Source organism: Affinirhizobium straminoryzae (assembly GCF_007004135.1).
GTDB classification, from domain to species: domain Bacteria; phylum Pseudomonadota; class Alphaproteobacteria; order Rhizobiales; family Rhizobiaceae; genus Neorhizobium; species Neorhizobium straminoryzae.
Genome location: NZ_VJMG01000102.1, coordinates 1 through 20683, shown reverse-complemented (window position 1 = coordinate 20683; position 20683 = coordinate 1). Strand labels below are relative to the sequence as shown.

Below are 20683 nucleotides of genomic sequence, written 5' to 3'. Positions count from 1 at the left end.
GGCGTCCTCCTTGCCGTATCCTTTTTCTGCCCACAGCCACCTCCCGTGACGTCAGGCCTTCTCCCGCAGGAACGCCGGCCGTCTTGCAGCTGCGTCCTGCGTCGTCTCGTAGATCCGCGTCAGATGCCGGCGGAAGGCCTCCACCACGGCCACCTCATCGCGCCGCTTCAACGCCTCGACAATCTCCACGTGATCCGCATAACTGTCGGCCGTCGCGCCGCTCCGGGCCATGGCCTGCCGCCGCTGATCCATCAGGTAGCCGTAGAGATCGATGACGAAATCGATCAGCAGCGGATTGCCGGCAGCCCGATAAATTTCCAAATGGAATTCCCGGTCGCAGATGAGGAATCGCATCGTATCGCTTCCGGCAGCCTGCTGTGCCTCCAGAAGCGTTTCCAGCTTGGCGATGGTGTCTTCGCCGATCCGGGCAACAGCCTGGCGCACGACATCAAGCTCCACCAGCATCCGTGCGCCATGCACGGCCTCCAGATCATAACGATCAATGGCGCTCGGTGCGGCAATCGTCACCGGAAGATGGCTAAGGTCCACATCGGCCACACGGCTGCGGCTGCCCTGCGAGACCTCGACAAACCCCTTGGCGGCGAGATTCTGGATGGCACCCCGCACCGTCTCGCGGCTGACGTTGAGCACATGCGCGAGTTCACGCTCGCTTGGCAGTTCATCACCCGGCCGCAGCATGCCCATCGCGATCAGCGTGGTCAGCTTGTCGGCCACCGCATCACGCGCGGTCTGTCGCACCAGCGCGCGGCCGATCGTCGGTACCTGGTTCAGAATGCCGTCGGTCTTCATGCCCCGCCATCCCATGGATCCGTCTGACATTGGTGTCTCATGCACCAACTGGTCTGCTGGTTGGACCACTGGATAAGTTGGTAAAGAGCTTTCTTCCGAGCGTCAATCGACATTCGTCGCTGCAACGCAGCGATGCTTTCGATGCACCGCTGAACCGCAAAAGCGCATGAACCGAACTATAAAACGAGACGCACAACAAGAGCCCGGCACCTTGTCGATGCCGGGCTCACGATCTTCGTGGGGCTCTCAATTCGGGATCAGGCAGTCCCGTCGACGATTACCATCGGACGACCCTGGGTGCAGTTTTCAACGCGCGCCTCCACGCGGTAGACGCTCCGCAGCATCTCCGGCGTGATGACATCAAGCGTCGAGCCACTGGCAAGCAGGCGTCCGCCGGAAATGACCATGGTCTGCGCACAGTAGCGCAGGGCATGGTTCAGGTCGTGCAGCGCGATCAGAACTGCCATACCCTTTTCCGCCGCCAGATGGCGCATGAACTCCAGCACTTCGATCTGGCGAAAGAGATCCAGCGCAGACGTCGGCTCGTCCATCAGGAGGACTTCCGGTCGGCGCACCAGCGCCTGGGCAATCGCGACCAGTTGCCGCTGGCCGCCGGAGAGTGCGCCGAGATCGCGAAAGGCGAGGTCAGAAATGTGCAGCGCCTTCAGCAGGCGGTCGATGTCCTTCAGGTCATCCTCGGCCACGCGCCAGCCGCCGCCCTGCTTTGCGGCGAGCAGGATGGATTCGTAAACGGTCAGCACGGCATTGGCGCCGGTATCCTGCGGCATGTAGCAGATCGGCCGGAAACCCTCCCGGACATCTTCCACCTGCACGACGCCATCGCCTTTAAGAAGACCGGCGATCCTCTTGAAAAGCGTGGACTTTCCGGCCGCGTTCGGACCGATCAGCGCCGTCAGCGTGCCACCCTTCAGCCAATCGGTCGAGATCGCCTCGAAAACCTGGGTCTTGCCATAGCGGGCGCCGACCTCCTCGAGTTTCAGGGCTACCATGCGCGCCTCCGGTTGGTGAAGATGAGCGAGAAGAAGAAGGGAACGCCAACCAGCGCCGTAATGACGCCGATCGGCAGGATCGCGCCGGGGATCAGCATCTTGGAGACGACCGAGGTGGTCGACAGAAGCAGCGCGCCGCAGATGACCGAGCCCGGGAGGAAGAAGCGCTGGTCTTCGCCCACCACCATGCGCGCGATATGCGGACCGACGAGCCCGACAAAACCGATGGTCCCGACGAAGGAGACCGGGATCGCCGCGAGCAGGCTGACCAGCAGCATGGTTTCCAGCCGCAGCGAACGCACGTTGACGCCAAGACTTGCCGCCTTGTCGTCGCCGAGACGCAGCGCCGTCAGCGCCCAGGCGCGGCGGGCAAACAGCGGCACGCAGACGACGAGCACCGCAAAGGTCACCGCCACCTTCGTCCAGGTCGCTTTTGTCAGGCTGCCCATGGTCCAGAACACGACGGCGGCGAGTGCCTGTTCAGAGGCCAGATACTGCAGCAGCGACAGAAGCGCGTTAAAGGTAAAGACGAGCGCGATGCCGAGAAGCACGATGGTTTCCACCGTCACGCCTCGCAGCGTCGAGACACCGTAGATGAACAGCGACGCGAGCATTGCCATCAGGAAGGCGTTCATCGGCACCATGAACTGGATGGCGGCCGGAAACACCGCGACACCGGCCACCAGCGCCAGTGCAGCGCCGAAGCCTGCGGCGGCCGAAATGCCGAGTGTGAAGGGGCTCGCCAACGGATTGGCAAGGATCGTCTGCATCTGCGCGCCGGCAAGCGACAGGCAAGCGCCGACGGTCACCGCCATCAGCGCGATGGGCATGCGGATATCCCACACCACGACACGCAACTGGTTCGGCACGCTTTGTGGCGTAAAGATCGCGGAGAGCACCTCCGAGAGCGAATAGCGCGCCGGACCAAGCCCGATATCGACCGCGATGCTGAGCGCCAGCGCTGCACAAAGACCGGCGAGGATCAAAAGGCGCCGGGCGGCGAGCGCCCGGTAGCGGCTGCGCCCCTCTGTCGCCACATCGTCCTGGATTGCAATGGCCATTATTGTCCACCTTCTGCAAGCGATGCGAAATAGCCGGGCTTGTAGCTGACCGGCAGGAATTTCTCGTGGAACTGGCGGAACGTGTCTTCCGGGTTCAGATCGGCAAAAAGCTCCGGATGGAACCATTTGGCGAATTGCTGGATCGGCAGGAATTCATAGGGCACACCATAGAACTGATGCCACACGGCATAGACCTTGTGCGTCCCGACCGCCTTCAACTGGGGGAAGGGCGTGCGCCTCATCAGGTTTTCCAGGCGCTGGCGCGCGACACCCATATCCGCGCCACGCCCGACGGGCACAAACTGGTTGACGTCGGATTCGGCAGCCCAGTTGGAGCCGGTGACGATAACGGCGTCAGGATCGGAAATCACCAGTTGCTCCGGATTGAGATCGCCGAAGGTCGTGCTGATGATGCCATCGGCGACATTATGACCGCCGGCCGCATCAACCATGGCGCCAAAGTTGTAGGGACCGAAGGTCCGGCAGCAGGCGTCCTCACCGGAGATACCGGGTGCGCGCTCGATGAACACCGTGGGGCGCTGAAGGTCCTTCACGGCAGCAAGACGGTCCGTCACCCGCGCAATCTGCTCGCGACGAAAGGACTTCAGCTGTTCCGCCCGGTCCGCCGCGCCGAACAGCTGGCCGAGAATATCCACCGATCGTTCGGTGTTCTTGTCGGGATCAATGCGGAAGTCCAGGTAGACAACCTTGATGCCGGCAGCCGCAAGCTTCTCCTCAAGACCGCTATCGCGCGCCGATTTCTGGGATTCCAGATTCAGCGTCAGGACATCCGGCGCCAGCGAGATTGCCGTTTCCAGATCAAATGTACCCTGTGGGATATAGCCGAACTGCGGCAGCTGGGCGATCTGCGGAAAACGCTCCAGATAGGCCGCGTAGCTGTCCGGATCCTTCTTCAGCAGATCATCCCGCCAGCCAATGATCGTATCGAAGGCATGTTCGCCCTTCAGCGCCGCGATCACATGGATCTGCCGGGCTTCGCCCACGATGACGCGCTTGGCAGGCAGATCGACCTCGACCGTGCGGCCGGCAACATCGGTGATCTCGGCCGCCAAAGCCCCCGGCACCCAAAATGACAAAAGGGCGAGCACCGCCCGCACGATAAGCCTGGTCATTCGCATTCTTCCTGAAAGAAGCCGGCAGGAGACAGTCCTGCCGGCATGTATCGGATTACGTGTCGTCCTTCAGCGAGACGAAATAGCCGCTGTGGTAATCGACCGGAAGGAAGCGTTGATGCAGTTCCTGGAAGGTTGCTTCAGGATCGAGATCCTTGAACAGGTCAGGGTGCAGCCACTTGGCAATCTGCTGGATGGCCACGAACTGGTAGGGATTGTTGTAGAACTGGTGCCAGATGGCGTGCACATCGCCGTCCTTGACCGCCTTGATATCCGTGAAGGCCGGGCGCTTCATCAGGGCGGCCAGCTTCTTGCGGGCCAGCGCCTTGTCTGCGCCGGGACCGACGCCGACCCAGGCGCCGCCGGGCACATAAAGCTCCCAGTTGGCGCCGGTCACGATCACCTGATCCGGGTTGGACGCGATGATCTGCTCGGGGTTCACGGTCCCGAAGGTGCCGGGGATGATCTTGGCTGCCAGGTTGACGCCACCGGCCAGCTCCACCATTTTACCGAAGTTTTCAGAGCCGAACGACATGCAGCAATCATCGCTGTAGCCACCGGCGCGCTCCATGAACACCACCGGCTTCTTCAGGTCCTTCGTCTTGGCGATCACGTCGGTCACGCGGGCGATCTGCGCGTCGTGAAACTTCACGAATTCCTCGGCCTTCTGCTCCTTGCCGAACAGCTTGCCGATCAGACGCATCGAGGGATCCGTGTTCTCCAGCGACTTTTCGCGGAAATCCACATAGACCAAGGGAATGCCGACCTTGGAAAGCTTCTCGATATAGCCGCTTTCCTCGGTGGCGGATTTGGCATCGATGTTCATGATGATGACATCGGGCTTCAGCGTTACAGCCTGCTCGATATCGAAGGTTCCGTCCTTCATCCCGCCAAAGGTCGGGATCCTGGCCATTTCCGGAAATTTTTTCAGATAGATGTTGTAGCCGTCGAGGTCGGCCTTCTGGAAATCGTCACGCCACCCGACAACGCGCTTGAACGGCGCTTCGGTATCAAGAGCGCCGGTGAAATAGATCTGGCGACCTTCGCCAAGGATCACGCGCTCGACCGGGACGCTGACCTCGACCTCACGGCCGGTAATATCCTTGACCTTGATCTTTTCGCCAGCCTCAGCCACACCCGCAAGGAATGCGAGCGACAGGGCTGCAGCCGTTGCGACGCCGGAAATTTTGAACACCTTTGCCTCCATGGATCGATTTTGGGCGCTTCTATGATTTTATGAGTTTTCACGTCAACAAATATCTTTTAGAAGAATTCCAATCGGTTACTGGAAGCAGGACGGCATTCATGCATCAGTTGGCAGCGCAGGCAAACTACAACCTCAAGGACGAGATCAAGGCCTACTGGTCGGCCAGGGCCGAGACCTTCGACGAACAGCCGGGGCACGAAATCTTTTCGGATGCGGAGCGAGCGGCCTGGCACGCGCTGATCCGTCGCCATCTCGGCACAGGCGACGGGCGAAAGGCGCTCGACCTCGCCTCGGGCACAGGGGTGGTCTCACACCTCCTGGATGACCTCGGTTTTTCCGTCACGGGCCTCGACTGGGCAGAGCCGATGCTGGAGCGCGCCAAGGCAAAGGCAAAGGCGCGCGGTCGCTCGATCCGCTTCCTGATGGGCGATGCGGAATCCACCATGGAGCCGGATGAAAGTTACGACGTGATCACCAACCGGCATCTCGTCTGGACTCTGGTCAATCCGGCGGCGGCCTTTCGCGAATGGCACCGCGTGCTGAAGCCGGGCGGACGGCTGTTGATCGTCGATGGCGACTTCGTCAATCCGGGTGTGATTGCACGCCTGGCGGGCAGGCTGGCGACCCTGCTTGGCCGTTTCGGCATCTCCGACAAGCGTCCGGCCCATGGCCCCGGCAGCGCGCTGGCGGACACCCATCGCAGCATTCTTTCGCGCGTCTATTTTTCGGAAGGTGCACGCGCGGATGCCGTGGCGGCGCTTTTACGGGATGCCGGTTTCTCTCAGGTGAGGGTGGATACCAACATGCGCGCCATTCACCGCGCCCAGCGCAAGAACTTCAGCCTGCTGAAGGGGCTCGAACGCGCCACCCAGCACCGTTATGCCATCTGCGCCGTGAAGTGACGGGAGCCTTACGCCGATGACGGGCTCGGGCTCACCCCTTGAGCCCGAGCAGCGCGGCGCCGATCAGGCCCGGCTCGATCCGGCATTCGGCCCTGACGATCAGCGGGCGGTTGAACTTCCGCAGGATGCGGGCGCGGACCGCCCGGTCGATCTCGGCCAGAAGGGCCGGCACGTTGGAAAGACCGCCACCCACCGGCATGATCGTCGCACCCGTGACATTGGCGACCAGCGCCAGCGGCCCGGCCAGCACATCGACATAGACATCAATGGTGCGTGCGGCGAGAGGATCCTGCTCGGACCACGCCTTGATGATCTCCTCGCTGGTCAGCGTCTCGTCATGCAGATGCTGATGCAGTTTCTCCAGGCCGCGCGCGCTGCAGATGGCATCGATGCAGCCGGCAAGGCCGCAGCCGCACTGGAAGCGCGGCAGACGCGCGGGCGGATGGCCGGCCTCGGTGGCTGCAACCGGCCCATGGCCCCATTCTCCGGCAAAACCGCCATCGCTGTTGATCAGCCGCCCGTCGATCACCAGTCCCCCACCGACACCGGTCCCGAGAATGACACCGAACACAACGCGATGTCCGCGACCGGCGCCGATGCCGGCTTCGGCGAGCACGAAACAATCCGCATCATTGGCAATCAAAACCGGCAGGCCGAGCGCCGCTTCCAGATCTGCCTTCAGCGGCCGGCCGTGAATGCAGGGCACGTTGGCAACAACCGCGAGCGCAGTATCGGGATCGATGATGCCGGCAATCGAAAGCGCCACGCAGTCCGGCCGTTCCCCGGCCGTTTCGATCACAGCGCGCATGACTGCGACGAAGGCTTCGAAATCATGCAGCGGGGTCGGCTGCCTCGGGACGGGACGAATATCCTCTGCGCTGTAGGCGAGCGCCCCCTTGATCGCAGTGCCGCCGATATCGAAGCAGACGATCATGTCCTTGCTCCCTCTTCACCGTCCGCGGCATCATAGACCGGTGCTCCGCCGATCCAGGTGGAACGCAAGGCAAGCGATGGATCCAGCAGCAGGAAATCGGCTGCACATCCGGCAGCCAGCCGACCGCGATCCTGAAGACCCATGGCTTCGGCGGGATAAAGCGAAGCCATGTTCAGCGACTCAGCAAGCGAGAGGCCGAGACGCCCATGGGCAAAGCGGACGCAGGAGAGCATGTCGATATCCGCGCCGGCCAGCGTTCCGTCGGCCAGCGTCAGTCGCCCGTCACGGCGGTAGACCTGCCGGCCGTTCAACTCGAAACCGGGCTCATCGGTGCCGATGGTCGACATGGCGTCGGTCACCAGGAAGATCCGGCCCGGCCCCTGTTTTGCACGCAGCGCAATGCCCATGCTGATCGGATCGACGTGGAAACCATCGGCGATCAGGCCGCAGGACAGCGCGCCGGACGCAAGTGCGGCCCCGACCACGCCGGGCTCCCGATTGCCAAGCGGGCTCATCGCATTGAAGAGGTGCGTGACCATCGACGCGCCCGCCTCGACATAGGTGGCGACGGTGGTAGCGCCCACATCGGTATGGCCGAGGCTCACGACATAACCGGCGGACCGCAGCGCGCGGACCTGATCCGGCGTGACGTTTTCCGGCGCAATGGTGATGAGGGCCTGACCGAAGGTGCCGCATGCCGCGCAAAGAACCGCAAGATCCTCCGAGGTCATCGGACGAATGAGGGCCGGATCATGCGTGCCCTTGCGCGCCAGCGACAGATGAGGCCCCTCCAGATGCAGGCCGAGGAAGCCTGGCAGGTGACGCTCCTGTGCCAGACGTCCGGCCGCAAGCGCCTTGTCGCGCACGTCAGGACGATCGGTGATCAACGTCGGCAGAAGCGCCGTCGTACCAAAGCGGGCATGGGCCGCGAGGATCGTGGCAATGCCTTCAACGCTCGGATCGTTGTTCAGCAGAACACCGCCACCACCATTGACCTGCAGATCAATGAAGCCGGGAACGACCAGCGCGCCGCCGGCATCCTGTCGCGGCAGGTCGGGCAGGGCTCCATCGGCCGCAGAAACCTCGACGATGCTCCCGTCTGATACGACAAGGACCCGGTCATCGTGGAAGCGCGCGCCATCAAAGATAAGCCCGCCGAAAAGAATGAAGCCAGTGCTCATCGGGTCTCGGTCACCTTCTGCAGGGAGGCAGGCTTGTCCGGATTGAAGCCGCGGCGGCGCGAAAGTGCCTCCACCATGCCGTAATAGGGAATGATCAGGCACAGCGCGTCAGTCAGGGGATGCCCCGTCGCGATGAAGGGAAGCGCCGTCGGTCCGCGGCCGTTGGCGGAGGTGAGATAGATCGCTGCGTTCTTTGCCACGAGCCTGGAGGCGGTTTCGGCGATCGATGCCTCCGCCTTGTCCCGCGCGGCAAAGGCGATGACGGGAAAGGCATCGGCAACCAGCGAAACCGGCCCGTGCAGCACTTCCGCCGACGAATAGGCTTCGGCATGCAGTTCGCAGGTCTCCTTGCATTTCAGGGCGGCTTCGGAGGCGATCGCCAGGGATGGACCACGGCCGAGCATATAGAGAGAATCGGCCGCCGTGAGGCCCTCGACCAGCATGCTCCAATCAAGTGCGAGAGCATCTTCGAAACGGCGGGGAAGATCGGCGACGGCAGCACACAAGGCATTATCCTGCTTCCATTCACCAATGATCGCCAGACCGGCGACGATGGAATTGACGAAGGATTTTGTCGCGGCGACGGCGATCTCCGGTCCGGCCTTGATGTCGAGTGCGATGGATGCCGCCCTGGCGAGCGGCGAGGGAACGGTGTTGACGAGCGCCACGCTGAGAGCCCCACCCTTGCCGGCACTTTCTGCCAGGGACACGATATCGGGGCTCGCTCCGGATTGCGAGACGGCGAACGCCGCGGCGCGCTCCAGTTTCAGCGGCACCCCATAGATGGAACTGAGCGACGGCCCGATCGAGGCAACAGGTATGCCGAGTTCCAGTTCAATCGCATATTTCAGAAAATGCGCCGCATGGTCTGACGAGCCGCGCGCGATCGTCACCACCACGGCCGGATCGTGTGCCCTCAACGCAGCCGCAGCCTCCCGGATCGCATCTGCAGACGAAGACAACAGCGAAGCGGCGACGGCGGGGATCTGGTCGATCTCCTGACGCATGATGGACGACATGGAAAAAGCCTTTCGGAAAAGAAAAAATCAGGAGCCGATGGTCAGTTCGGCCACGAGGTCATAGGCATCGCTGCGATAAAGTGCAGTGGACACTTCCATCACGCGGCCCGTATCGAGATAGGCGATGCGCTGCACCGAAAGCGCTGCGGAGCCGAGCGGCACACCAAGCAGTTCCGTTTCCTCGTCCTTCAGCAGCACCGCGCAGATGCGCTGGTTGGCGCGCATCGGCCGGATACTGCGCTGGGAGAGCGCCTGGTAGAGCGAGTTCTCGATCCCATCGGGATCGGGCAGGATGTCATCCGGCAGGCTGGTGCGCTCCAACGCGATCGGCATATCATTGGCGGTGCGCAGACGCGTCAGCCGCGCGACGCGCGCATTGCCGGCAAGCCCGAGCGTCATCGTCTCCTCTGGCGTCGGATGAAACAGGCCGCGATCCAGCCAGCGCGATCCCGGCACCATGCCGCGGCGGCGCATATCCTCGGAGAAGGAGGTGAGCCGGTTCAGCGTCTGCTGCATGCGTGGAACAGGCTTGACAACAAACGTGCCGGACCCGCGCCGGCGCACCAGCAGTCCCTGATCCACAAGATCATCAATCGCCTTGCGAACCGTGACACGGGAAATTGCGGCCGCATCGGCAATGTCGCGCTCAGCCGGCAGGGCGTCTCCATGCTTCAGCCGTCCCGAGACGACGGCATGCTCGATCATGTTCTTGAGCTTCAGGTAGAGAGGGCCGCCCCGCGCATTTTGCAGGTCGGCCAGAGGAAGGGCATCATCCATGGCCATGCGGGCGATCCTTTCGGAAAGACGTCGAGAACCGCTGCTGCTCCATCCCTTTCGCCTTCCTCTCCACGCGCCCTGCCGGGCCTTGTTCCGTTCTTGGTTGAAGCGCGACAATACCAATGAAGTGCCAAATCCGCAAATGGTTTCATTTTCATGAAACTCGAGGGCACTGGACAAGCAAATTTACCTGTCAAAACCGCCATTTAGCTGCAAAACTCAAGCGTTACTCGGAAAATTGGATGAGTCCGGTAGACGATTGGCATTTTTTTGGTATTATTTCAGCCCAGAGGCCACGGCATGGCTTCCGCTCTCGCAAAGACCCGTCTCCCACAAACCGGCTGGATGGGTCCGAAACGTCGACATGCGCCCGACCATGAAAATGAATTTCATGGATTTTGGATTTTGTCGATTTTCGGTTGACGAAAGCGGACCCATGCCACAGTCTAAGAAAAATAATTACGAAAACAGGGAACATGCTGTCATGAAGGTCGCCATCATCGGACTCGGATTCCGTCTCGGCTATCTCGGCGTTGTCTTCAAGGATATCGATCCGGATTTCGAGATTGTCGGCTATGTCGATCCGGCGCCGGCCGGAATGGCTCGACTGACCGAAGCCGGCATTTCCGCAGGCAAGGCCTATGACACGCCGGAAGAGTTGATCGCGTCGGAAAAGTTCGACCTGCTGATGATCGGCTCCCCCAACCACCTGCATCTCGAGCATATCCGCATCGGCCTCGAGGCTGGCCTCAAGGTCTTCACCGAAAAGCCGATCGTCATCTCGATCGAGGAAAGCCACGCGCTGGCCAGCCTGCTCAACACGCATGGTCATGACCGCCTGCTGGTCGGCCTCGTTCTGCGCTATTCGCCGCTTTACCGGGACCTGCGTGAGGCTCAGGCCCGTGGCCTCCTCGGAGATGTCGTGTCGATCGAGGCCTCGGAGCATATCGCGCCCTATCACGGCGCCTTCTTCATGCGCGACTGGCGCCGCTACGCCTCCTATACCGGCGGCTTCATGCTGGAAAAATGCTGCCACGACCTCGATCTCTACAATGGCGTGGTGGGACAGCGTCCGCGTTTCGTGGCGAGCTTCGGCGGCCGCAAGAGTTTCGTGCCGGAAAATGCGCCGGAACAGGCGGGTGTCAACGATCTCGAAGTCTACCACCGCAAACCGAGCGGCTGGCTGGGTGCCGACAAGGTGTTCGACAGCGATGGCGATATCATCGACTACCAGACCGCCATCGTGGAATACGAGGGCGGCGCATCGATGACCTTCCACACCAACCTCAACGTTCCCGACGAATTCCGCCGCTTCTGCGTGATCGGCGCCAAGGGCATGGCGGAAGGCGATTTCGTGCGCGGCTATCTCGACGTGCATGATGCCCATACCCGCGAAAAGCGGATCGGCAACCGCTATCAGGCGCCCTCGACCAAATCCCAGCATTACGGCGCCGACGAACAGATGGCCGCTGATGTGCTGGCCCACATGCAGACGGGCGCCGCACTGCCGGTCTCGGCCCTCGATGCCATCGAGGCCGGCATTCTGGCGCTTGCGATGGACGAGGCACGCCAGAGCCGCAAGGTGGTGGATCTCGCGCCGGTCTGGGCGCATTTTGATGCCTGCCTGCATGGTGGTGCCGCCGCACCGCATGCCAAGTCCGCCTGATCAAGAGGGCCGCTCCCATGCATGCCAGACGCAGCGCCGTCATCTTTGCCTGGATCCTGCTGACGCCGGCGCTTCTCTATGTCTGCGCCATCGTGGCCTATCCGCTGGTGGAAACCTTCATCCTGTCGTTCACCGACGCATCGCTGCGCAAGACCACCAACTGGGTCGGCTGGGACAATTACAACAAGATCTTCAACGCCACCTTTGCCGAAGTCATCACCCGCACCTTCGTGTGGACCTTCTTCTCCGTCTCGATCAAGATGATGATCGGCACCTTCGGTGCCGCCATGCTGAACTCTGCGGTGCCGGGCCGGGCCCTGTTCCGGGTGCTGACCATGCCGCCATGGATCGTGCCGATGGCCATCGGCATCTTCATGTGGGGCTGGATGTACAATGGCCAGTTCGGCATGATTTCCGGCCTTCTCCAGCGCTTCGGTCTCACCGACAGTCCGATTGCCTTCTTGGCCTATGGCGAGACTGCCTTCTGGGCAACGGTCATCACTGACGTATGGATCGGCGTGCCGATGGTGACGCTCTACATGCTGGCTGCCATGCAGGCGATCCCGCAGGATCTCTACGAAGCAGCCTGGACGGACGGGGCAGGGCGCTTCTACCGCTTCCGCCGCATCACGCTGCCGCTGCTGGTGCCGGCCATGATCACCATGTCGATGCTGTCGCTGATCTCCACCTTCAATTCCTTCGACATCATCTGGATCCTGACGCAGGGTGGGCCAAACGGCGAGACGACCACCATGATCATCGACACCTACCGCACCGCGATCGGGTCGAAAAAGTATGGAGAGGGCGCCGCGCGTGCCGTGCTGATCTGCATTTTCCTGTCGATCTTCTGCCTCTGCTATTTCCGCGTCACCAGCCGCCTCGCCACGGGAGACAAGCAATGAAAGAGCCCGCGCAGCTGATTCACCGCTACAAGTGGTATGAAATCCTCGGCATCTATTGCGGCATCTTCGTCTTCCTCAGCTTCGTGCTGGCACCCTTTGTGGAAGGGTTCCTGGTATCGCTGAAGCCGCTCAGCCAGCTGTTCTCTTCGCCCTACCGCTTCATCCCGGAAAACGGCTCCTTTGCCGCCTACCGCACCATGTGGGACAGCGTGCCGGGCTTTGGCCGCTACATCTTCAACTCCTTCTTCATCTCCGGCATCGTCACGACGGTGGTGCTGATCATGGTGGTGCCGGCGGCCTATGCCTTCGCCCGCTTCGAATTCAAGGGCCGCGGCCCGCTGCTCGGTGCCTTCCTGGCTGTCAACATGTTTTCAGGCGCCGTGCTGCTGATCCCGCTGTTCCGGCTGATGCGCACGCTCGGCGTGCTGAACACCTATTTCGCCATGATCGTGCCGGGCGTCGCCTTCCTCATTCCCTCCGCGATCTGGCTGCTGCGCACCTATATCATGCGCATTCCGAAGGAACTGGACGAGGCAGCCTATGTGGATGGCGCCAGCCACTTCTACACGCTGCGCCGGGTGATCCTGCCGATTGCCATGCCGGGCATCACGGTGGTCGCCATTACCACTTTCATCGGGTCCTATGCCCAGCAGTTCATCTTCGCGCTGACCTTCAATGCGAAGACGGAATACATGCCTTTGCCGGTCGGGCTGTTTGCCTATTTCGGCCGCCAGGAGGTGATCTGGAACGAACTCATGGCCGCGAGCTTCGTCGGCATCGCGCCCGCCATGATCGTGATCTTCTTCCTGCAACGCTATCTCGTCAGCGGGCTCACCGCTGGTGCGGTGAAACAATAAGACAACCACAGAGAATGGGAGCATGAACGTGACAATGACCATCAGAACTGGGATTTTGGCCGTAGCACTCGCCAGCAGCACCATGCTGGGCGCGTTCTCCGCACAGGCCGCCGACAAGCAGATCTCCTGGATCTATTGCGGCGACAAGATCGATCCGATCCACGAAAAATACATCAAGGAATGGGAAGGCAAGAACCCGGGCTGGAAGGTCGCGCCGGAAGTCGTCGGCTGGGCCCAGTGCCAGGACAAGGCCACCACGCTCGCTGCCGCCGGCACGCCGGTCGCCATGGCCTATGTCGGTTCACGCACGCTGAAGGAATTTGCCCAGAACGACCTCATCGTTCCGGTGCCGATGACGGATGCCGAAAAGAAGACCTACTATCCGAACATCGTCGACACCGTCACCTTCAACGGCACCCAATGGGGCGTTCCGATCGCCTTCTCCACCAAGGCTCTCTACTGGAACAAGGATCTCTTCAAGCAGGCCGGCCTCGACCCGGAAACCCCGCCGAAGACCTGGGCTGAGGAAATCGCCTTCGCCAAGCAGGTCAAGGAAAAGACCGGCGTCGCCGGCTACGGCCTGCCCGCCAAGACCTTCGACAACACCATGCACCAGTTCATGCACTGGGTGTACACCAACAACGGCAAGATCATCGACGGCGACAAGGTCGTCGCCAACAGCCCGGAAGTTCTGGCTGCGCTGAAGGCCTATAAGGACATCACGCCCTATTCCGTCGAAGGCGCCACCGCCTACGAGCAGAACGAAATCCGCGCCATCTTCCTCGATGGCAAGGTGGCGATGATCCAGGCCGGCTCGGGTGCCGCCTCTCGTCTGAAGAAGACCAGCATCAACTGGGGCATTGCACCGCTGCCGCTCGGCCCCTCGGCCAAGGGGCAGGGCACGCTCCTCATCACCGACAGCCTTGCCGTGTTCAAGGGCTCCGGCGTCGAGGACAAGGCGATCGAATTCGCCAAGTTCATCACCTCGCCCGGTCCGCAGGGTGAATACGAACTGCAGGGCGACGCCGGCCTCACCCCGCTGCGTCCCTCGCCGCAGGTGGATGCCTTCGTCGCCAAGGATCCCTACTGGAAGCCGCTGATCGACGGCATCACCTATGGTGGTCCGGAGCCGCTCTTCACCGACTACAAGGGCTTCCAGAACGTGATCATCGCCATGGTCCAGTCCGTCGTGACCGGCCAGGCCGAGCCGGAAGCCGCGCTGAAGAAGGCGGCTGCCGATCTGGAACAGTACAAGTAAGCCAGACGATCGTCGGGGATCGCATGGCAGACATGCGATCCCCTCCCTCATTTCGTGATGCGCCGCGCGGCCGCTCGTTCCGGCGAACGGAGACTTTGACCTTGGGACAGCTTTTTCTGAACAACGTGCAGAAGTTCTACGGGGACTTCGAGGTGCTGAAAAGCATCCGCCTGGAGGTGAAGGACGGCGAGTTCGTCGTTTTCGTCGGCCCGTCCGGTTGCGGGAAGTCGACGCTGCTGCGCATGATCGCCGGCCTTGATTCCGTCAGCACCGGCGACATCATCATCGATGGCGCGCGCGTCAACGACAAGCAGCCGGTCGAGCGCGGCATTGCCATGGTCTTCCAGTCCTATGCGCTCTATCCGCACATGACGGTGTTCGAGAACATCGCCTTTCCGCTGCGCGTCGAGCGCCTTGCCGAAGACAAGATCCGCGAAAAGGTGGAGGGCGTGGCCCGTATCCTGCAGCTTGACAAGCGGCTGCAGCAGAAGCCCGGCATGCTCTCCGGCGGTCAGCGCCAGCGTGTCGCGATCGGCCGAGCCATCGTGCGCGAACCGAAAATCTTCCTGTTCGACGAGCCGCTGTCGAACCTCGACGCGGCGTTGCGATCCGACATGCGCATCGAACTGTCCAAGCTGCACCAGGACCTCAAGGCGACGATGATCTACGTCACCCACGACCAGGTGGAGGCCATGACCATGGCCGACCGCATCGTCGTGCTGAATGCCGGCAGCATCGCCCAGGTCGGCGCGCCGCTGGAACTCTATCACAAGCCGCAGAACCTGTTCGTCGCCGGCTTCATCGGCAACCCGAAAATGAACTTCGTGCCCGTCACCTGTGAAGCCGCCGGACCGGAGGGCGTCACCGTGCTCTGCCAGGGCCAGCGGGTGCTGATCCCGGTCGCGCCGCGCGACAACCTCGTCGGCAAGACGCTGACGCTCGGCATTCGCCCGGAACACACGCATCTCGGCCATGGCGACCTGTTGATCGACGTCATTCCCTCGGTGATCGAACGCCTCGGCGTCAACACGGTCGCCTATGCCAGCCTTCCCGGCGGCGAGCCCTATTGCGCACTGCTGCCGGGTTCTGCTCCCGTCCGCGTCAACGAAACGATGAAGACCGGCATCCGCGCTGCCGATTGCCATCTGTTCGACGCCGACGGCATCGCGCTCGAGCGGCACATCGACTGGCGGAAACTGGAACTGCCGGAGGTGACGGCGGCGGAGTGACAGCAGCATCCGGCCTTCTTGCAGGCAGATCGGCAGAAACGGCGGCCCGGTCCCGTAAAGGTCCGGGCGCTGACTTTCTCTAAATAAGCGTCATTTTGAACCGGCTGCAACGGAGGGCCGCGCCACGGCGTCCCGGAGGGTCGCAACGATCGTATCTAACGCCGTGAACATCGGTTCGACAGCATAGCCGGACAGAAACGCAATGACAAACCCAGCGGGGAACTTCGCGTTGCCTGCCGAGGCAAAAAGCGATGTACCGGCGCTGTCGACACCAAATACCTGCGGCATGATGATGGCCAGAGTCATACCCAACAGCATGCGCAGATAATATGTCTCACGTTCTCTTGGCACCAGCGTTTGCGCAGCAAGACGGCTGAAAAGGCTTCGCAAAATATAGCAGCAGGCACCCAGCATGCCGGCCCAAAGATGGGTCAACCCCGTCAACTTAGCGGCCGTGTTTGCCAGCTGGCTTAAGTAATTTTCAAGCAAGCCCGATGAGAGAGTCAAAATCATCGCCGTTGCGGTCAGTCCCATCCAGATACTGATCAATGACCGAACATCCTTGCGCAGGGCCTTTTGGCGTTCGGATAGATCCACGCGTCCTTCCACGCAATCCATCGCCTCCGCAATTTCCAGGGAAAGCGACGTTGCCGGATAGATCCGCGGAGAGAGCTTGTCGATCGCCTGAAGCAAACCGATTTGCACTGCACCGGCGTCGGCGCATCCGGGACCTTCAAGGGCGCGCGCCTTGGACAAGGCTTCGGTGGCCTCCTTCACCACATCCGCCGGCACTTCGATCGACTTGGTGATGGTTGCAAAGCGCAACATCCTCTCAAGATCGAGAATGAGTTTATCGATCAAAGAAGCATCATGCGCTGTAGAGACACTATGAAATTCCACCATAAAAATCTCGCCCCCAGCGATCATGATGAAAATGCGCCAATAGATTTTATTCTTTATTATTGATGAACGTCAATCATTATATTGCTGAAATCTGGCATCCGATATCCTAGGGAAACTTTAATATATTTATCAGCCATCCCCGGCGAATGACTGTGAAATATACCTTGCGATTGGCATCGCTGAATCTCGAAGAAGGCCAGATGCGCTGGCGGGTCACGTTAGATCAAACGCCGCCACCCGCTCGCCGCGTTCGTCAAACAGTCGTTCCAGGGCCGACAGATCGGGAGGTGAGGGCGGGTTCGCAAGAGCGCGGTCCGCGGCATCCCCCGAAGGCAGCGCAAAGGCGGCGGTCACCAGCACGCTGCGACCGGGCGGGATCGCTCCACGCAACTGCGGCAGGTTCGTCTTTGCGACGATGAGATTGGTATTGGCAATCGGCACATGCGCGCGCCCGAGGCGTTGCCACTCGCCGAGATCGAGGATGGCGCTGACATCCTCCTGCCCGAACCAGACGGCGCGGCCGCTCTCCTCCTCGCTACGGTCGCGGCCGAAATCGGCGCGCGGAATGGCAAAGCCGCCCTCAATGGTCAGCAGTTCGCGAGGCGTGTCGATCCGGTGGATGCGCAGATGCCAGGGGTTCTGCGGCAGAAGCCAGGTTTCCACCACCACATCCCGCCACGGCTTCCAGCGCGAATAGAGCATGTCATCGGCGATCAGCGCCTCGTCCAGCGTTTCCCGCATGCGGAAATGCACGCCGTCATCCGACAGGCCCAGCATGCCGTCGAAGCTTGCGGCGTCGAAATGGCGGTCATTGGCCTCGATGTTGAAGCCGTATCGCGTGGAATAGACGAACTTGGCATATTTCTCGTTGGACCCGCGCATCTTGTCGTGCTCCTGACCGGAAGACAGGACCACCACATTGCCGGGCGTGTGCATCGCCACCATTCCGGGTTTTGCAAGCGGCACAGGCTCCGGAAACGTCGGTGCGGCACGCTCCTGCGCCTGCCAGAAGGGATGCTCTTCCGGCAGCGCCAGAGCCAGGAAGACCTTCAGCGCCCAATAGGGAGAGCCGGCGGAATTGTAGCTCTCGCTCATCAGCAGGTTCGGATAGCCATAACCGATCGACAGAACGCCATCGCGGTCGGCAATCGGCAGGCGCGACCAGTAGCGCAGATGGCGCAGGTAATAGCCCTTGATCTCGCCCCAGGGCAGGGCCTCCAGATCGGCGAAGGCGAGTGCGGCCCAGAAGCCGCCGGCGGCAAAGCGATAGGTCTGGCTGCGGCCGAAGGGAAGGGCAGCGCCATCCGGTCCGTACCAGTGGCGGATATCCGGCGCGAACCGTTCGGCGCGTGCGCGAATGCGGGCGCAGCGCTCGGCATCATCCTTGGCGAGCACCGCATAGATCAGGCCGTAAAAATGCATCGCGAAGGGGATATAGTGGTCAACGCGCTTCACAGGTCCGTCACGATACCAGCCTTCACCAATATCGAAGGCTTCCAGTTCATCGAGATAGGCAACGGTCTTCTTGCGGTCAAAGGCAATGCCGACGCGCTGCAACCCGAGATCGACCAGCACGCGGAAGAATTTCCAGTTGTTGTCGACGTAGTCGCGCTCGCGGGCCGCCAGAAGATAGGCTGCGACGCCCTGCTTCTCCTCCGCCGTCAGCGGTTCCCAGAGATGCTGCGGCACCATGGCGAGCGCAAAGCCGATGGCCGCCAGTTCCACAAGGCGCTGGTTTCGATCGGCAACGTCGCCCCAATAGTCCGGATGCGCCGGATTGGTGCCGTTCGCCAGCCCTTTGCGATAGAGCGGCCAGTGTGGAAACGTGCCGCCACCGGCGGCAAAGGGGACGATGCCCCAGAGCGGCCGTGCGAAGCCTTCGAGATCGGCGGCAGCATGGTCGAAGATCGCCCCGGTCGCTGACAGTCTGACCCGAGCACCGCCCTCGGAAAAATAGGGCAAAAGCGGCTGAAAGAGATCCAGCAGCGCCTTCTGCACATCGCTGCGGGTCAGAAGTGGATTGCCATGAAGCGGATTGGCGCGGGCGGGATCGTACATGCGGACACTCGGAAAAGAAGCAGGAGGAAGCCGGCCGCACGGCGTGCGGCCGGCACGCGTGTCGATTAGCGAATGGCCTTCACGCCATCCGTCATGTCCTTCAAACCCTGCTCGACGGGCACGTTGTCGGTCATGATCGCATCGTGGACGCGGTTCAGCACGACTTCGATCTTGGCCGCGTTCGGATTGACGGCCATTTCGAGATAGGACTTGCCCGGCTCAAGCGCGGTCTTGCTGGCGGCGTCCTGCGGGAAGCCCGGCAGACTGGTGATCTTGGCGGTCACGTCATCGGTACGGATGGCGGGCAGCGTGCCGGTATCGGCGACGATCTTCGCGCCCTCCGGACCGCTTGCAAAGCGGATGAAATCGAGCGCCGCCTGCTTGTGCGCGGAATTGGCATTGACAGCCAGACCGGTGACCTGCGCTGCCGTCGTGCCGGCAGCCACGCCCTCCGGATGCGGATATTTCACGATGCCCCAATTGGCGCTCTTGGATTCCCCGCTCTTCACCTTGGCGATCTGCGTGCCGATGAACCAGGTGCCCATGGGCATCATGCCGATGGTGCCGTTGAAGAACAGCGCGGAGTAATGCGTGTTCGAGGTCTTCAGCGAGGCATAGGAGGGAACCGCGCCACTCTTTTGAAGCGCAAGTGCCCGCTCATACCATGGCTTCAGGAAGTCGTAGGTGCCATCCACCAGCGTATGCTTGCCGTCCTGAATGCCGGGCAGTTGCACGGTCGAGCGCCACGTGTGGAAAAGCCCGCCATAGACCTTGTTGGCGCCAAAGCCGCTCTTCAGCTTTTCCGCCGTGGCGTCGAACTGCTTCCAGGTCATGTCGTTGGTGGGGTAGGGCACACCCGCCTTGTCGAAAATGTCCTTGTTGTAATAGAGGATCCAGAAATCCGAGCGGAACGGCAGCGAATAGACCTTGCTGTCGATGGTCAGCGCCTCGATCAGCCCGCCGAAAGGCGCCGTCTCGATCTTGGCCTCCCTCATGTAGCCGGTAAGATCGACGATGTTGCCGGCCTTCACCAGCGTGGCATAGCCCGGAACATCCTTGACGGTCACCACGTCGATGTCCGTCGATCCGCCGGTCAGCTGGGTCGTGATCATCTGCGTGTAGTCCTGCGAGCCGAGATCGACATGCTCGAAGGTCACGTTCGGATGCTTTGCCTTGTAGGCGTCGATCAGCGGCTTGTAATAGGCGACCTTATCCCAGTCCCACAGCGCCCATTTCAGCGTCACCGGCTCTGCCGATTGCGCAAGCGCCATACCGGCAAGCATGCCTGACAGTCCGACCCCCATCGTCGCTGCCAGGAGCGAACGTCCAATCCCCTTGATATCCATGTCTGCTCTCCTTCCCTTGAGCGTGTTTTTCGGCGGCCTTGACGCGCCGCCGCAAACGATCTGGTCCTTAAAAATCCTCCCCGGTCGCGGCGAGACCCGACGCCAGCGCCCCATGCGCGCCAAACGCGATGGCGAACATTCCGAATGAAAAATTGATCGCCGCCGGCATGAACACCGAGACGGGATAGAACGCGACATGTGCCAGCCAAAGGATGGCGACAATCGCCAGCGCAGCCAGCACCGGCAGCGGACGCAGCAGCGCCGCCAGCGCTGCCTTGCGCACGCAGGACGCCAGCCGGATAGGCCCGGCGACGCTGAACATCATGAAATACGTGCTCGCAACGGCGAAAAAGGTCGTCGCCACCAGGCTCACCGTCAGCGGCACCGCATAGACCAGCGCGGAAGCACGGTCCGCGCTGGTCTATGCGGT

Annotated in this window: 19 protein-coding genes; 6 read left to right on the top strand and 13 right to left on the bottom strand. The window is 61.6% G+C overall.

Features of this window, described 5'->3' with window-relative positions; genetic code table 11:
* Positions 1-51: 51 nt before the first annotated feature.
* From FNA46_RS24725 to FNA46_RS24705, 5 genes are all read right to left on the bottom strand, one after another.
* Positions 52-810 carry a FadR/GntR family transcriptional regulator gene (locus FNA46_RS24725; RefSeq protein WP_143127900.1) on the bottom strand — a complete coding sequence of 253 codons (759 nt, stop codon included), beginning with the start codon at positions 808-810 and terminating at the stop codon, positions 52-54.
* 257 nt (positions 811-1067) lie between these two features.
* Complete coding sequence (locus tag FNA46_RS24720; RefSeq protein ID WP_143127899.1) at positions 1068-1820, bottom strand: ABC transporter ATP-binding protein; 753 nt, start codon at positions 1818-1820, stop codon at positions 1068-1070.
* Positions 1814-2881 carry a FecCD family ABC transporter permease gene (locus tag FNA46_RS24715; protein ID WP_143127898.1) on the bottom strand — a complete coding sequence of 356 codons (1068 nt, stop codon included), beginning with the start codon at positions 2879-2881 and terminating at the stop codon, positions 1814-1816. Before FNA46_RS24715 ends, FNA46_RS24720 begins: the two co-directional genes overlap by 7 nt.
* On the bottom strand, positions 2881-4014 hold the full coding sequence (locus FNA46_RS24710; protein WP_425468808.1) for an ABC transporter substrate-binding protein: 1134 nt from the start codon (positions 4012-4014) through the stop codon (positions 2881-2883). Before FNA46_RS24710 ends, FNA46_RS24715 begins: the two co-directional genes overlap by 1 nt.
* Positions 4015-4069: 55 nt before the next feature.
* Positions 4070-5209, bottom strand: coding sequence for an ABC transporter substrate-binding protein (locus FNA46_RS24705; RefSeq protein ID WP_425468807.1), 1140 nt, complete (start codon positions 5207-5209; stop codon positions 4070-4072).
* Between the two features lie 110 nt (positions 5210-5319).
* Between FNA46_RS24705 and FNA46_RS24700 the strand changes: the two genes are divergently transcribed.
* Entirely contained in the window at positions 5320-6123 is an 804-nt protein-coding gene (locus FNA46_RS24700; RefSeq protein WP_143127895.1) for a class I SAM-dependent methyltransferase, read from the top strand.
* Between the two features lie 31 nt (positions 6124-6154).
* Here FNA46_RS24700 and FNA46_RS24695 read toward each other — a convergent pair whose 3' ends face one another.
* Genes FNA46_RS24695 through FNA46_RS24680 form a run of 4 tightly spaced genes read right to left on the bottom strand, consistent with a single transcriptional unit; the run spans position 6155 to position 10034 of the window.
* Positions 6155-7057 (bottom strand): ROK family protein, encoded by a 903-nt coding sequence (locus FNA46_RS24695; RefSeq protein WP_143127894.1) that lies wholly within the window; start codon positions 7055-7057, stop codon positions 6155-6157.
* The gene (gene nagA, locus FNA46_RS24690) at positions 7054-8238 is read right to left on the bottom strand and encodes an N-acetylglucosamine-6-phosphate deacetylase (protein WP_143127893.1); all 1185 of its coding nucleotides are present in this window, start codon (positions 8236-8238) and stop codon (positions 7054-7056) included. The genes FNA46_RS24695 and nagA overlap by 4 nt, the downstream gene beginning before the upstream one ends.
* Entirely contained in the window at positions 8235-9257 is a 1023-nt protein-coding gene (locus FNA46_RS24685) for an SIS domain-containing protein (RefSeq protein WP_143127892.1), read from the bottom strand. The genes nagA and FNA46_RS24685 overlap by 4 nt, the downstream gene beginning before the upstream one ends.
* A gap of 27 nt (positions 9258-9284) precedes the next feature.
* Positions 9285-10034, bottom strand: coding sequence for a GntR family transcriptional regulator (locus FNA46_RS24680; protein WP_143127908.1), 750 nt, complete (start codon positions 10032-10034; stop codon positions 9285-9287).
* A 484-nt stretch (positions 10035-10518) separates the two neighbouring features.
* Between FNA46_RS24680 and FNA46_RS24675 the strand changes: the two genes are divergently transcribed.
* From FNA46_RS24675 to FNA46_RS24655, 5 genes are all read left to right on the top strand, one after another.
* On the top strand, positions 10519-11700 hold the full coding sequence (locus tag FNA46_RS24675; protein WP_143127891.1) for a Gfo/Idh/MocA family protein: 1182 nt from the start codon (positions 10519-10521) through the stop codon (positions 11698-11700).
* Between the two features lie 17 nt (positions 11701-11717).
* Positions 11718-12602 carry a carbohydrate ABC transporter permease gene (locus tag FNA46_RS24670; protein WP_143127890.1) on the top strand — a complete coding sequence of 295 codons (885 nt, stop codon included), beginning with the start codon at positions 11718-11720 and terminating at the stop codon, positions 12600-12602.
* Positions 12599-13459: a carbohydrate ABC transporter permease gene (locus FNA46_RS24665; protein ID WP_143127889.1), complete on the top strand. Its 861-nt coding sequence runs from the start codon at positions 12599-12601 to the stop codon at positions 13457-13459. The genes FNA46_RS24670 and FNA46_RS24665 overlap by 4 nt, the downstream gene beginning before the upstream one ends.
* A gap of 34 nt (positions 13460-13493) precedes the next feature.
* Positions 13494-14717 (top strand): ABC transporter substrate-binding protein, encoded by a 1224-nt coding sequence (locus FNA46_RS24660; protein WP_143127888.1) that lies wholly within the window; start codon positions 13494-13496, stop codon positions 14715-14717.
* 101 nt (positions 14718-14818) lie between these two features.
* Positions 14819-15946: an ABC transporter ATP-binding protein gene (locus tag FNA46_RS24655; RefSeq protein ID WP_143127887.1), complete on the top strand. Its 1128-nt coding sequence runs from the start codon at positions 14819-14821 to the stop codon at positions 15944-15946.
* Between the two features lie 90 nt (positions 15947-16036).
* On the opposite strand, the gene FNA46_RS24650 is transcribed toward FNA46_RS24655, so the two are convergent.
* The 4 genes from FNA46_RS24650 to FNA46_RS24635 form a co-directional block, all read right to left on the bottom strand.
* Positions 16037-16873 (bottom strand): hypothetical protein, encoded by an 837-nt coding sequence (locus tag FNA46_RS24650; protein WP_143127886.1) that lies wholly within the window; start codon positions 16871-16873, stop codon positions 16037-16039.
* A 189-nt stretch (positions 16874-17062) separates the two neighbouring features.
* Entirely contained in the window at positions 17063-18907 is a 1845-nt protein-coding gene (locus FNA46_RS24645) for a DUF2264 domain-containing protein (RefSeq protein ID WP_143127885.1), read from the bottom strand.
* 65 nt (positions 18908-18972) lie between these two features.
* Positions 18973-20211 carry an ABC transporter substrate-binding protein gene (locus FNA46_RS24640; RefSeq protein WP_425468809.1) on the bottom strand — a complete coding sequence of 413 codons (1239 nt, stop codon included), beginning with the start codon at positions 20209-20211 and terminating at the stop codon, positions 18973-18975.
* A 109-nt stretch (positions 20212-20320) separates the two neighbouring features.
* Positions 20321-20617, bottom strand: coding sequence for a hypothetical protein (locus tag FNA46_RS24635; RefSeq protein ID WP_143127883.1), 297 nt, complete (start codon positions 20615-20617; stop codon positions 20321-20323).
* Positions 20618-20683 lie beyond the last annotated feature (66 nt).

Bases quoted from the DNA above. Each gene is read 5' to 3' on its own strand.
- FNA46_RS24715 (WP_143127898.1), bottom strand. From the start codon at position 2,881: ATGGCCATTGCAATCCAGGACGATGTGGCGACAGAGGGGCGCAGCCGC.
- FNA46_RS24685 (WP_143127892.1), bottom strand. From the start codon at position 9,257: ATGTCGTCCATCATGCGTCAGGAGATCGACCAGATCCCCGCCGTCGCC.
- FNA46_RS24725 (WP_143127900.1), bottom strand. From the start codon at position 810: ATGAAGACCGACGGCATTCTGAACCAGGTACCGACGATCGGCCGCGCG.
- FNA46_RS24710 (WP_425468808.1), bottom strand. From the start codon at position 4,014: ATGACCAGGCTTATCGTGCGGGCGGTGCTCGCCCTTTTGTCATTTTGG.
- FNA46_RS24700 (WP_143127895.1), top strand. From the start codon at position 5,320: ATGCATCAGTTGGCAGCGCAGGCAAACTACAACCTCAAGGACGAGATC.
- FNA46_RS24640 (WP_425468809.1), bottom strand. From the start codon at position 20,211: ATGGGGGTCGGACTGTCAGGCATGCTTGCCGGTATGGCGCTTGCGCAA.
- nagA (WP_143127893.1), bottom strand. From the start codon at position 8,238: ATGAGCACTGGCTTCATTCTTTTCGGCGGGCTTATCTTTGATGGCGCG.
- FNA46_RS24665 (WP_143127889.1), top strand. From the start codon at position 12,599: ATGAAAGAGCCCGCGCAGCTGATTCACCGCTACAAGTGGTATGAAATC.
- FNA46_RS24720 (WP_143127899.1), bottom strand. From the start codon at position 1,820: ATGGTAGCCCTGAAACTCGAGGAGGTCGGCGCCCGCTATGGCAAGACC.
- FNA46_RS24670 (WP_143127890.1), top strand. From the start codon at position 11,718: ATGCATGCCAGACGCAGCGCCGTCATCTTTGCCTGGATCCTGCTGACG.
- FNA46_RS24680 (WP_143127908.1), bottom strand. From the start codon at position 10,034: ATGGATGATGCCCTTCCTCTGGCCGACCTGCAAAATGCGCGGGGCGGC.
- FNA46_RS24695 (WP_143127894.1), bottom strand. From the start codon at position 7,057: ATGATCGTCTGCTTCGATATCGGCGGCACTGCGATCAAGGGGGCGCTC.
- FNA46_RS24645 (WP_143127885.1), bottom strand. From the start codon at position 18,907: ATGTACGATCCCGCCCGCGCCAATCCGCTTCATGGCAATCCACTTCTG.
- FNA46_RS24675 (WP_143127891.1), top strand. From the start codon at position 10,519: ATGAAGGTCGCCATCATCGGACTCGGATTCCGTCTCGGCTATCTCGGC.
- FNA46_RS24660 (WP_143127888.1), top strand. From the start codon at position 13,494: ATGACCATCAGAACTGGGATTTTGGCCGTAGCACTCGCCAGCAGCACC.
- FNA46_RS24650 (WP_143127886.1), bottom strand. From the start codon at position 16,873: ATGATCGCTGGGGGCGAGATTTTTATGGTGGAATTTCATAGTGTCTCT.